13 protein-coding genes are annotated in these 11,890 nt (G+C 42.2%); all 13 read right to left on the bottom strand.

All coding sequences use genetic code 11. The features are described from left to right. Positions 1-5: 5 nt before the first annotated feature. Positions 6-209, bottom strand: coding sequence for a YgaP family membrane protein (locus tag N523_RS0111160; protein WP_028835065.1), 204 nt, complete (start codon positions 207-209; stop codon positions 6-8). 102 nt (positions 210-311) lie between these two features. Further along, positions 312-2,960, bottom strand: a complete 2,649-nt coding sequence (locus N523_RS0111155) for a cation-translocating P-type ATPase (protein ID WP_081745124.1) — start codon at positions 2,958-2,960, stop codon at positions 312-314. 116 nt (positions 2,961-3,076) lie between these two features. Continuing rightward, a complete protein-coding gene (gene hflC, locus N523_RS0111150) occupies positions 3,077-4,060 on the bottom strand; it encodes a protease modulator HflC (RefSeq protein ID WP_028835063.1) in 984 nt (327 codons plus the stop codon). Beyond that, positions 4,057-4,995, bottom strand: coding sequence for an FtsH protease activity modulator HflK (gene hflK / locus N523_RS0111145; RefSeq protein ID WP_442960090.1), 939 nt, complete (start codon positions 4,993-4,995; stop codon positions 4,057-4,059). The genes hflC and hflK overlap by 4 nt, the downstream gene beginning before the upstream one ends. Before the next feature lie 355 nt (positions 4,996-5,350). After that, entirely contained in the window at positions 5,351-5,485 is a 135-nt protein-coding gene (locus tag N523_RS19705; RefSeq protein WP_268746942.1) for a hypothetical protein, read from the bottom strand. A gap of 290 nt (positions 5,486-5,775) precedes the next feature. Next, on the bottom strand, positions 5,776-6,384 hold the full coding sequence (gene recR / locus N523_RS0111135) for a recombination mediator RecR (RefSeq protein ID WP_028835061.1): 609 nt from the start codon (positions 6,382-6,384) through the stop codon (positions 5,776-5,778). A gap of 6 nt (positions 6,385-6,390) precedes the next feature. After that, positions 6,391-6,717, bottom strand: a complete 327-nt coding sequence (locus N523_RS0111130; RefSeq protein WP_010388590.1) for a YbaB/EbfC family nucleoid-associated protein — start codon at positions 6,715-6,717, stop codon at positions 6,391-6,393. 60 nt (positions 6,718-6,777) lie between these two features. Continuing rightward, on the bottom strand, positions 6,778-9,111 hold the full coding sequence (gene dnaX / locus N523_RS0111125; RefSeq protein WP_028835060.1) for a DNA polymerase III subunit gamma/tau: 2,334 nt from the start codon (positions 9,109-9,111) through the stop codon (positions 6,778-6,780). A 3-nt stretch (positions 9,112-9,114) separates the two neighbouring features. Next, positions 9,115-9,660, bottom strand: coding sequence for an adenine phosphoribosyltransferase (apt, locus tag N523_RS0111120; RefSeq protein ID WP_013465193.1), 546 nt, complete (start codon positions 9,658-9,660; stop codon positions 9,115-9,117). A 161-nt stretch (positions 9,661-9,821) separates the two neighbouring features. Beyond that, complete coding sequence (locus tag N523_RS19700) at positions 9,822-9,944, bottom strand: hypothetical protein (RefSeq protein ID WP_255314607.1); 123 nt, start codon at positions 9,942-9,944, stop codon at positions 9,822-9,824. A 72-nt stretch (positions 9,945-10,016) separates the two neighbouring features. After that, entirely contained in the window at positions 10,017-10,769 is a 753-nt protein-coding gene (locus tag N523_RS0111110) for an HvfC family RiPP maturation protein (protein WP_028835059.1), read from the bottom strand. A 54-nt stretch (positions 10,770-10,823) separates the two neighbouring features. Continuing rightward, a complete protein-coding gene (locus N523_RS0111105; RefSeq protein ID WP_028835058.1) occupies positions 10,824-11,681 on the bottom strand; it encodes an HvfB family MNIO-type RiPP peptide maturase in 858 nt (285 codons plus the stop codon). A gap of 68 nt (positions 11,682-11,749) precedes the next feature. Further along, positions 11,750-11,890 (bottom strand): HvfA family oxazolone/thioamide-modified RiPP metallophore (locus tag N523_RS19735; RefSeq protein ID WP_442960092.1); only part of this gene is annotated, 141 nt, incomplete at its 5' end.

Genomic DNA, 11,890 nt, shown 5'->3' with positions numbered 1-11,890 from the left:
GATTATTACTCAAAGGCGGGCTTGGCATGCCCTCCCATTTTTTTCAAGGCAATAGCCAAAGGACAAAAACCAGTAAATGATGACTGCAGCAGGTTAAAGCCAACAAATGCAGTTAACCATAACCAATAAACACTACTGAGTAGTGATAACAATAAACTTAGTAACACGACAAATCCGGCAATTCGCAGTACCCAGCGATCAATATTCATCAGTAATATCTCCTTAATAAGCTAATTTCATTATCCAGTATGCAATACCCTATGAGTGTAGGAGAGTTATCAATTAGCTTCCGTGCGCTAACTAACATAAGGTTAATCGATGATGTGTGCCTTATTCCACAGCAGGCTAATACGACGAGCAGCTTCAAGCCATAAGGCCATTAAAAACAATACACTCACTGCTACTACATAGTCTTCAGCAATAGGGTAAACTAAGCCCATTAACGAGCGTAACCAGGGGATAAACAAAAATGCTAACAGCAACAATATAATAGCGCCCGCTGTTTTTAAAACCCAAGGGTTCGCACTAAACAGCCCCATAATGGCGGGTCGAGTTAAATCGCGGTTAGCGAGAATCAATAAATACACACTTAAGATCAGCATGATCACAATAAGACTGCCACTACGGTTGGTATCCCAGCTCTGTGCATTCATCCAAACATACGCGCTTAGTAACAAAGCCGCGATACCAAGCCCTTGCACAATTGCGGTTAGTAGGTGTTTAAAACCAAAAGGCGAGTCTGTCGTTTTACGTGGTGGGCAATCCATTAATCGACTTGATTGTGGCTCGGCCTCAAATATGATGGAGCAGGCAGGGTTAATAATCAGTTCAAGTAAAACAATATGTACGGGCAATAAAAGTGCAGGCCAATGCATTACCCCTGGTAACAACGCTAAAGCTATAATCGGCACATGCACCGCAAAAGTAAACCGAATCGCTTTACGAATATTTTCATAAATACGACGACCTTGGCCTATCGCACTCACAATGCGAGTAAAACTGTCATCAAGTAACACTAAAGCAGCCGCTTCACGTGCCACATCAGTTCCACGTTCACCCATGGCAATACCAATATCGGCGGCTTTAAGTGCAGGCCCATCATTGACCCCATCGCCGGTCATTGCCACAACGTCACCATGGGCTTTGAGTATATTCACTAAACGCAATTTATGCTGTGGCTGTAACCGCGCGCATATATCCACGTTGTTTAATCGCTTCAGCAAAGCGGCATCATCTAAGCTATTCATTTCATTGCCACTAATAACCTCTGCCCGCGCTGATAGGCCAACTTGTTTAGCAATCGCTTTGGCCGTATCTGAGTGATCGCCAGTCATCATCATGACTCGAATACCTGCACGTCGACACTGTGCAATTGCATGTGGAACTTCGGGGCGCGGCGGATCCGCCAATGCAACCAGTCCTAAAAAAGTAAAATTAAAATCATGCTGCGAGCTTGGCCAATTCGGTTCATTATCATTGGTTGAATGCCAATTTCCTCGCGCGACTCCTAATACCCGTAAGCCACGTTTCGCCATGGTTTTTATTTGCTGTGTAATTATGGCTCGTTGCGCTGAGTTTAAGTGGCATGAATCAGCTATGGCTTCTGGCGCCCCCTTGGTGGCTAATATATGCGAATGCTTTTGTGTACTTTGAAACACTTTAGTCATCGCTAAAATATCAGCGGTGAGCGGGTATTCAAATTCAGGTTGGCGTCCATCTCGTTCATGTTCAGTGCCAGCTAACCAGCGTTGACTAAACTCTTTTATCGCTTCTTCCATTGGATCAAAGGGGTCGCCTGGTGTTGCTAACATGGCAAATTCACTCAACTGGTGAAAAGTCTCGGGAAGCTGCTCGGCTCCCTCGGGATTGAAAACATCCCCATCACCATTTAAAGACGAGGTCGCCAGCTCAACAACTTGCATACGGTTAAGTGTTAATGTGCCTGTTTTATCTACGGCTAAAACGGTAATAGCCCCTAAGGATTCAACGGCGGACACTTTTCGGGTAAGTACTTTTTGCTGTGCAATACGCCAAGCGCCCATAGCCAAAAATACCGTTAAGATCACCGGTATTTCTTCTGGCAAGGTTGCCATAGCCAAGGCCACACCAGATAACAAACTTGTTAGAATAGGTTGATTATTCCACCACCAAAGCAAAAATATTTGCCCACATGCAATTAATAAGGCCAAAGCCCCTAACCATCGCACCAGTTTACTTGATGCTTGTTGCAATGCAAAAGGTGACTCTTTGGTTGCGGCTAAATCGTTACCAATGCGCCCCACCGCAGTTTTTGCACCGGTGGCTATTACTTCAGCCTGCCCAATGCCGCTGGTTACTATGGTACTGGCAAATAGCGCGCTGGGGTGGTCTTTGTTGGGTTCGAGACACACATCACTGTGCTTACTTTTTGCTTGCGGCGTTTTTTGTACTGGTACCGCTTCGCCAGTGAGCAATGATTCATTAACCGCTAAACGCCCTTCAACCAGCATGACATCGGCCCCTATCCTATCACCCTCTTTGAGTATGATCAGATCGCCACACACTAACTCATTTGCAGCAATTCGGTGCTGTTGACCATCACGAATAACCAGTGCTCGCGGAGCTGATAAATCTTTTAAAGATTCAAGTGCACGCTGAGTCTTACGCTGTTCTATTAATGTGATGGCAATAATGACAAACACAAACCCCAGTAATAACAAAGCTTCGGTTCTATCTCCAAGGGTAAGGTAAATGCCCCCTGCAATTAACAGCATTAAAAACATTGGCTCTGTGAGTATTTTAACAATCATAGCCAAACTAGATTCAGGTTCACTGCCAGGTAATACATTAGGGCCATTGGCTGCGAGACGCTCAGCCGCTTGCTTCGCTGTTAAACCTTGCTGTGACGTTTTGTCATTTTGTGGCGTGCTGACATATGCTTTATTTTTAGTTGCTGAATGTATTTGCTTTGCTTGCTTCATGGCCCGTCGCCTTGTTGCTAGTGACGATACATTCACTGCAACTTTATTTATTGTAAATAACAAAAACGCTGGTTAAGTATATAAATTAGCTTAAAAGTGCTTAATAACCTTATTTTTTACTTTTTTACGGGTGTTTCACTTACTTGTGTGTTTTGTAAATACCTAAATAATTCGCTTTGGCTTGATAAAACCAGTGTCGTATTTTTGCTAAGAGCAAGCTCATAGGCCTGCAACGAACGAGTAAATGCATAAAATGCCACCGCTTGATCACTTTGATTATAAGCCGATGCGTAAATAGCAGCTGCTTTGCCATCAGCTAACCCGCGAATTTCTTCAACTTGACGGTATGCTTCTGATTGAATTTTATTTAAATCGCGCTCACGGTTGCCGCGTATTCGCGCGGCTTCTCCTTTTCCTTCTGACAAAAAGCGTTCGGCTATTTGGCGACGTTCGCTGATCATCCGCTCATAAATTTTAGGCCTCACACTTTCATTGTAATTAATTCGTTTAAAACGAATATCTAAAAGCGCAATGCCAAATACTTTGACCTTTTTAGCCGCTGCATTAAATATATCCTCTTCGATGAGCAAGCGGCCTATTTTTATAGGCACTAAGCTGCCAATGTTTTGTGCTTTTTCAGCCTCTGTTAGCAATTTATCTCGCAGCGGTTGGCGATTTTTAGTCGTACGAATAATCTCAATTAATTCATGCTTAGCAACTGCATTACGCGTTTCACTGCCAAAAATATCATCAAGTCTCGATTGCGCACTGCGCTCATCCCCCAAACGCAAAAAATATTGCAGTGCATCTGTTACCTGCCAACGAGCAAACAAGCTAACTGAAATATAGAGCTTGTCTTTGGTAGGCATATCAGAGGGTGTTCCCTCCCACTCTAATACCCGTTTATCAATAATATTAACTTGCTGAATAAAAGGCAGTTTAATTTTAATTCCCGCATCAGTTACCGGCTCGCCAACAGGGCGACCAAACTGAGTGATGATCACTTGCTCAACCTCATTCACCGTATATAACGCATTATTTAACGCCGCTAATAAAAAAGCGATTACAATACCAAGAATAAACAATAAAAAATGTCTCATGGTTGTTCACCTTTTAATGGCGTCAGGTTTAACAGCGGTAATACGTCGATAGCATTACTATCAATAATAATTTTATTATTAACTGTTGGCAGAACGTGTTGCATAGCCTCTAGATAAATTCGCCGACGAGTCACTTCGGGAGCCTGCATAAACTCTGCAAATAATGCATTAAAACGCAGTGTGTCGCCTTTTGCCTCGTTAATTCGTTTAATTCGATAACCATCGGCTTCGCGTATTCGCTGATCTCGCTCTCCTTCAGCCAAAGGAATAATGCGGTTATAGTCACGACGCGCTTCGTTGATCAGTTTTTCTTTTTCTTGTTGCGCCTGATTTACTTCGTTAAATGACGCTTGAACGGCTTTAGGCGGATTAATATTTTTTAATTGTACTTGGTCAATACTAATGCCCATAACGTACTTACTTGCCAGTGCTTGCATTTTGCGAAGCGCTTCAACTTCGATTTCTTGGCGACCAATAGTAATGACTTCATCCACAGTGCGATCGCCCACCACTTCTCGCATTACGGATTCCGACACATAACGTAACGTGCCCGCCGGATCGCGCACTTCAAATAAATATTTTTTAGGATCGGCTATCCGGTACTGAATAACCCACTCAACTAGCGCCGTATTTAAGTCACCGGTTACCATTTGGGTTTCCCCAATTTGGTTTCGTAGTATTACCGATTGACGCTGACGGAAAAAACCACTCTGGTTACCAATCGCCATATTTTGATTTGGATCGGTGGCGCCTGGGGTAGAAAAGCCAAACTCCTGTTTGAGCTGCCGTTTAGTGGGCACGATAGTTACCTTGTCAATCCCTAGGGGCAATTTGAAGTGTAAACCTGATGGTAAAACAGTAGAAAATTTACCAAATCTGAGTATCACGGCAACCGAGTCACTCGGCACAGTAAATAAAGCGGTATATATACTCATAATTAAAAATAATATAAGCAATACGCTGAGTATGGCTTTATATTTTGCGTTAGCGAATAGCTGTTGATACTGATTTATAAAACGATTTATTACGTTAGCAAAGTCGCTGGGGCCGCGCTTGATGGCATGATGCTTGTCGTTATTTTCGCTGATAGGAGGCATAGCGTTCTCATAATGATTGAGAAATAGGGTCTAACAAAACACCATCAGGCCCTATTAGTATGAGGTATTATTGTCGCCGACGTCCTTGTTTAAACCTTATATTCCTTTAATTTGCGACAATAATGACTGTCGTTTTTAACACACAAAGAAAAATAAGACAGTGTTAGCTCAATATTAAATTGTTCAGACTCAATTACTTTTTCTCTGGTTTGATCGTCGATTTTTGCTTATCAGACTTTTGAGCCGGGTGCTTATTTGCCGCTTCTTTTTTGAGTGTTTCAGCAGACTTTTTATCGCCCGCGTTTTTATCATGAGTTGGATTTTGCATAATAACCTCTGAGTTCTCGCCAATTACGTGCATGTAAAAAGCCGAGACTTATAACTTACTGTAAAAAAAGCATAGGCTCTGTTCGTTACAGCACTTAAGGCTACTTTTTTAGTTTATAAAGCGGTTATTTAATTTAAATCAGGAAGGCGTAGCGTGGTAGCTACATCTAATTTAATGAGTATTAATTTTATATTCAACAGCTTAAAACGGGGACTTTGCGCTTTTTAAGCTACAAAAAAACCTGCACAACATAAGTAAATGCAGGTTTATTTAATAACTAACAAATAGCTTTATTCTTGAGCCACTAATCGCCTACCGCTAAATGCATGCATAAGCGTCATTCCATCGACTAAATCAAGCTCACCACCAACAGGAATACCATGAGCAATACGCGATGCACCCACATTGTTTTTGTGGCAAAGCTGAGCAATATAATGCGCCGTTGTTTCGCCTTCAACCGAAGGATTTGTGGCTAAAATGACTTCATTAATACCGCCTTGCGCAAGCTTTTGCTCGAGTACATCAAGGCCAATTTCTTTAGGCCCTATGCCATCAATCGGTGATAAATGCCCCATTAATACAAAGTAAAGCCCTTTGTATTGACCTGTTTGCTCAATGGCGAGTACATCCGTTGGCGATTCAACAACACATAAAATACCACTGTCTTGGCGTTTAGTGCTTAAGCAAATATCACACTGCGCCTGCTCGGTAAATGTGCGGCACGATTGGCAATGACCTACAGCGCTCATTGCTTTAGTCAAGGCATTACCAAGTTGAGCACCGCCTTTACGGTCGCGCTCTAACAAATGAAACGCAATACGCTGGGCAGACTTCGGACCGATGCCGGGCTGACAACGCAGTGCTTCAATAAGCGATGTTAAACTATCTGAAAGTTGCATAGTTGCTTAGAACGGCATTTTCATACCAGGTGGTAATTGCATACCGCCTGTCACTTTGCCCATACGCTCTTGCGTTTCTTCAGCAACACGGCGAACAGCATCATTACACGCTGCTGCTAATAAATCTTCAATCATGTCTTTGTCGTCTTCCATTAAGCTCTCATCAAGCTCAACACGGCGCACGTTGTGGTTACCAAGCATGGTTACTTTAACTAAACCGGCACCAGCTTCACCAACCACTTCCATTGTTGCGATTTCTTCTTGGGCTTTTTGCATGCGCTCTTGCATTTGCTGCGCTTGCTTCATCATGTTACCCATTCCACCTTTAAACATAATCGTCTCTCTTTCTTTTAATACATTAACTGGAGTATAAATAAGGGCACTGATAGTTAATTACAATGCCTGAATACTGTTTTCGTCAATTTCAGCGCTAAATAACTGTTGAAATTGTACTATATTTTCATCACTTGTGATCACATCAATCGCTTGCTGATGACGACCTGCATCAATTTTTTGTTGAATTAAATAAGGCGAGTCAATCACCCCACTGGCAAAGTCGATATTTAGCTCAACGTTATGTCCATAAATAGTCGATAACGCCACATTTAACTTTTGGCGCAACATAGGCGTATCTAAATGCTTTTGCGATTCATCCACTTCAATATGAAAATGATTGTCTTGCTTGGTAAAAATTGAATGCAAGGCAAACTGGCGCATGCGCCCGCCAAGCCCCATTCGCTTAATTAAATAAGCCCATTCATCTTGTTGATGGGCAAATCTAATTTCACTGATGGGGCTTTGAAAATCATCCGGCACCGGAATACTTGGTGCTTGTTCAACAACAGGAGCCGGTTTTTGCGGATTAATTTGCTCTAATAGCTCAGGTGCAAGATTTTCGGTAATTGTTTGGTGCTTCGCTTTAAACTCAACTTTATTTGCAGGTTTAGTGCTTACCTGTGGCTTGCTCCCTGACATGGGGAGCGCTGGCTTTTTTGGTAACTCATCACCCGTCTCACTATCCCATGGAGGCGGCTCCTGCGCTACAGCTTGAGGTGTATTGCTAATAGGTTTATCGACGGGCCTAGCAGGGGTCGATTTTGGCACAACAGGTTTTTCGGTTGCTGCGCTTGACAGTTTGCCCGCACCGGAAATATTTCTGTCACGTAAAATACGCGCTATTGCAGACTGTGCACGTGCTTCTTGCTCGCCCATTGTTGGCGCTGAATGCTCAGTGCTACTAGGTACGTTTGATAGCTCAGGATTAAATCCTTGGTCAACCGCGCTACTCATTACATCATCGTATTGCGCTGCAATGGTTTGTTCTACATCGCTGTGCTGCATGTAGGCATCATCTTCGCTTTGACGCTGCGCTTGTTCATCGCTCATTGGCGTTGTATCAGACATGTTTGGCTGACTTTGTGTTGACTCTTGCTCAATGTGAGTCGGGCTATTATCAGAGCGCGAAACCTCAGGCTCAGCAGCCTCTATTGGCTGTGGATTATGTATTGATGGCTGACTTTCAGTGCTATTGCTCTGCGCTGGTTTATTTTTATTTAAAATATCACGCAATGCATTGGTACGCCCTGTGGCATTTTGCTCTGGCGCGGGTTGCGAGCTAGGTGCTGAATGCGTCGTTTGAGAGTGCTCAGGTTGAAATGCTAACAATCGTAGCATAATCATCTCAAACCCTAAGCGTGGCTCAGGCGCCCACTGTAAATCTTTTTTGCCATTCAGCAATAACTGATAATACACTTGAATTTGCTGAGCATGAGTGTGCGCTGCAACATGCTTAATGTAGTCAGTATTATTGCTATCAAGTGCTGCCGCTTCAGGCACTAATTGGCTTAATTGAATAATATGCGTAAGTGCAATTAAGTCATCAAGTAGTGCAATGTAATTAGGATTTCTGCTCGCGACTTGGGCAACTTCAGCCATTAAGGCTGCGCCATCCTGCGCGAGTAATGCAGCGAGTAAACTCTGACTATAATGGGTATCCATTAAACCAAGCATGGCTTGAACAGCTTGATTATTAATATCGCCATTTGTTTGAGCAATAGCCTGATCGGTCAGGCTCAGCGCATCTCGCATACTGCCATCGGCTGCTTTAGCAATAATACTTAGGGCATCATTATCAAAATTGAGCTGTTCTTGTGTAAGAACATGCTCAAGCTGTTGCTTAATTTCAGCTTGCGACAAGGCATTTAAATTAAACTGTAAACAGCGCGATAAAATAGTTACCGGTAATTTTTGTGGATCGGTGGTCGCCAGTAAAAACTTTACATGCTCAGGTGGTTCTTCGAGCGTTTTTAATAAGGCATTAAAGCTGTGCTTTGACAACATGTGTACTTCATCAATTAAGTACACTTTGTAGCGTCCGCGGGTTGGCGCATATTGAACGTTATCGAGTATTTCGCGAGTATCTTCAACTTTTGTGCGTGAGGCCGCATCTATTTCGAGTAAATCAATGTAGCGCCCTGCTTCTATATCAACACAGCTACTACATTGACCACATGGTGTGGCAGAAATGCCCTCATCACAATTTAAGCTTTTAGCAAAAATACGCGCAATGGTCGTTTTACCAACACCACGGGTTCCAGTGAATAAATAAGCGTGATGCAGTCTATTTTGACTCAGCGCATTAACCAGCGCTTGTTTAACATGAGACTGCCCAACCAATTCATGAAAGGTTTGAGGACGCCATTTTCTCGCTAGAACCTGATAACTCATCGATTATTCGCCTTCGAATTCAACCAATTTTAGGATTTTAATACCCATTTTTTCAACACGCTGCTCCCCACCTAGTTCAGGTAACGATACGACGAATGCTGCATCTGTGGCGTTGCCGCCTAATTTTGCAACCAACTTGGCTGTTGCTTCAATTGTACCACCGGTCGCCAACAAGTCGTCAACTAGCAATACTTTATCACCGGCTACAATCGCATCAGTATGAAGCTCTAATGTATCTTCACCATATTCGAGTTGGTAATCTTGGCGAATAACTTCGCGCGGTAATTTACCAGGTTTGCGAACAGGGATAAAAGGAATTCCCAAGGCATAAGATAGCGGTGCACCAAAAATAAAGCCACGCGATTCTGTGCCAATAATTTTAGTAAAACCTTGATCTTTATAGGCGTTAATAAATGCATCTATGGTTGCTTTAAACGCTTCAGGGTTTGCCATTAGGGTTGTTACATCGCGAAACATAATGCCCGCTTTAGGGTAATCAGCAATTGTAGTAATGCTGTTTTTGATAATTGCTGGTGTTACTTGAGTCATAATTTTAACTGCTCAATGGTTCATATTACAAAGCAGGTGATTATAACCTTAAGTGAGCGTAAATTGCGAGTTTGCGGTAGTTATAAAAATTCAGGAAGGGTAAACAAGATAAAAAAATATAAGGCTGATGAAAACAACAGCCTTATGAAATAAAGCAAAAATTACGTCAAGCTGGTGATCCAACCTAAAATAGCATTTAAACACCCTATTCCAGCAAACACGGCTAAAAATGCAAAAAAGTAAGCCGCATTAAACGGGTCTTTAAACTCTTTATCATCTGACATCGGTACAACCTTTTATTAAGCACAACAAATAAAGGCGTTATAATAGACGATGTGAAATAATCTATAAAGAGCTTAATCTTGATTTTTTGTCACTATAATTTGACGCTGTGCCATAGCCGTTAGGGTACTTAATGCGCCTTGAGTTATTTGCTCAAGGCTAAATTGAGGTGCATTTTCACTGACTTGCTGGCAAACATGCGCAAATGTGCTTCCTGCGTTATTGTCAATAATAGACAACAGCATGGCGGTCATCGCATTAGTTGCTAAAAATTGTACTTCATCGTCTTTATCTCTGTACACCACAAAATAATGTGGCTGCTCAGAGGGCTGTTGCGGTTGAAACGCTTCGCTAATATGTTGTACGGGGAATTCATAGCTTAAGTTACGTGCCGTTTTAGATAAATATAAAGGGCTTTGGGTTAATTGATTCGTTACCAGTTCGCTCTCATCCAAGTCAGCCTGAGTTACCGATACATCAAGCTCAATCCATTCATAATGCGCCAGCGCTAGCATAAACACAGGGTCGCACTCTTTGGGCACATAACTTGTCATTAAATACGTTATAAACTCTTCAGCAATATCTAAAAAGTAAGGAGACTGGCAATCATGTTCACTAAAAAATTCACGAACCAGTAATAGCCACTGTTGCTCACTATAGAGTGTTTTTAAAACTGGAAATGCAGATGAAACAAAGCCATTAATATTATTAAAAAAAAGCTCCCGATAAATAGCCATACGTCTGTCTTCAACATCTGCTGGGCAAGGGTTCGTGTTGGGCTGGCGAATATGAGCCATAAACTCATTTTGAATATCGATAAAACTCATAGTTAATACTCTTTTAAAACCATGCTGTTGTTATTACTAGCTGCATAGGACTGTTTAAGCACTTTGCTCAGTGGATAACAGCTGCAGGTGCTTTGCTTGTAATTGATGAATTATATCCAGCTCTTCGGTTAACACGTTAATAGGTGGAATATTAAAGTCCCGCTCTAACAGCGTCGGAAATACACCATGTGTTTCATAAGCGCTATCGAGCAACTGCCATACCGGATCAATAACATCGGCGCCATGAGTATCTATAATCAAGTCCTCGGCTTCGTTGTAATGCCCTGCAACATGGGCATAAGCAATTCGGTTAGTTGGCAATGCAGCTAAAAAGGCATGTGCATCGTAGCCATGATTAACTGAATTAACATAAATATTATTTACATCTAGTAGTAACTGGCAATCAGCCTGTTCTAAAATAGCGTTTGTAAATTCAAGCTCAGTTAACTGTTGTCCAGGCGCGCCATAATAAGACACATTTTCGAGCACAAGTGGTCGCTCTAATATATCTTGTACCTGTTTAACCCGAGAAACAACATGGTTAACCGCCTCCTCAGTGAAAGGGATCGGCATTAAGTCATACATGTGTCCTTTTCCTGAACAATAACTTAAATGCTCGCTGTATACTTTAATATTATGAGTATCAAAAAACGGTTTTAACGACTTTACAAATTCAAGGTCTAATGGCTCAGGCGAGCCAATGGAAAGTGACAAACCATGGCAAACAAAATAATTAGTATTGGTTAACTGTTTGAACTGCTTTTCAAAGCGTCCACCTAACTTTAACCAGTTTTCTGGGGCCACTTCCATAAACTCAATTTGTTTTGGTACAGCACCGTCTAGCTCATCTAGCATTTCCCTGCGTAGGCCTAAGCCAACCATGCCAAAGTTAGGCGTTTGAATGTGAGCCATAATAAAACCTCATATTAAATAAAAAGGGCCTAATAGGCCCTATAGCTTAACGTATTTAAAAGAAAAGTTTAGTGACCACCGCATTTACCTTCGCCACATTTACCTTCTTTTTTGGTTTTAGCTTCACCGCATTTACCTTCGCCACACTTGCCTTCTTTTTTGGCCTTAGCTTCACCGCATTTACCTTCGCCGCACTTGCCTTCTTTTTT

The sequence above is a fragment of the Pseudoalteromonas sp. 23_GOM-1509m genome (assembly GCF_000518425.1).
GTDB classification, from domain to species: domain Bacteria; phylum Pseudomonadota; class Gammaproteobacteria; order Enterobacterales; family Alteromonadaceae; genus Pseudoalteromonas; species Pseudoalteromonas tetraodonis.
This window is presented reverse-complemented; position numbering and strand designations above follow the sequence as displayed.

Coding starts and splice junctions, on each gene's coding strand:
- N523_RS0111110 (WP_028835059.1), bottom strand. CDS start 10,769: ATGAGTTTTATCGATATTCAAAATGAGTTTATGGCTCATATTCGCCAG.
- hflC (WP_028835063.1), bottom strand. CDS start 4,060: ATGAGACATTTTTTATTGTTTATTCTTGGTATTGTAATCGCTTTTTTA.
- N523_RS19700 (WP_255314607.1), bottom strand. CDS start 9,944: ATGTCAGATGATAAAGAGTTTAAAGACCCGTTTAATGCGGCTTACTTT.
- N523_RS0111155 (WP_081745124.1), bottom strand. CDS start 2,960: ATGAAGCAAGCAAAGCAAATACATTCAGCAACTAAAAATAAAGCATAT.
- hflK (WP_442960090.1), bottom strand. CDS start 4,995: ATGAGTATATATACCGCTTTATTTACTGTGCCGAGTGACTCGGTTGCC.
- N523_RS0111105 (WP_028835058.1), bottom strand. CDS start 11,681: ATGGCTCACATTCAAACGCCTAACTTTGGCATGGTTGGCTTAGGCCTA.
- N523_RS0111160 (WP_028835065.1), bottom strand. CDS start 209: ATGAATATTGATCGCTGGGTACTGCGAATTGCCGGATTTGTCGTGTTA.
- recR (WP_028835061.1), bottom strand. CDS start 6,384: ATGCAACTTTCAGATAGTTTAACATCGCTTATTGAAGCACTGCGTTGT.
- apt (WP_013465193.1), bottom strand. CDS start 9,660: ATGACTCAAGTAACACCAGCAATTATCAAAAACAGCATTACTACAATT.
- N523_RS19705 (WP_268746942.1), bottom strand. CDS start 5,485: ATGCAAAATCCAACTCATGATAAAAACGCGGGCGATAAAAAGTCTGCT.
- N523_RS0111130 (WP_010388590.1), bottom strand. CDS start 6,717: ATGTTTAAAGGTGGAATGGGTAACATGATGAAGCAAGCGCAGCAAATG.
- dnaX (WP_028835060.1), bottom strand. CDS start 9,111: ATGAGTTATCAGGTTCTAGCGAGAAAATGGCGTCCTCAAACCTTTCAT.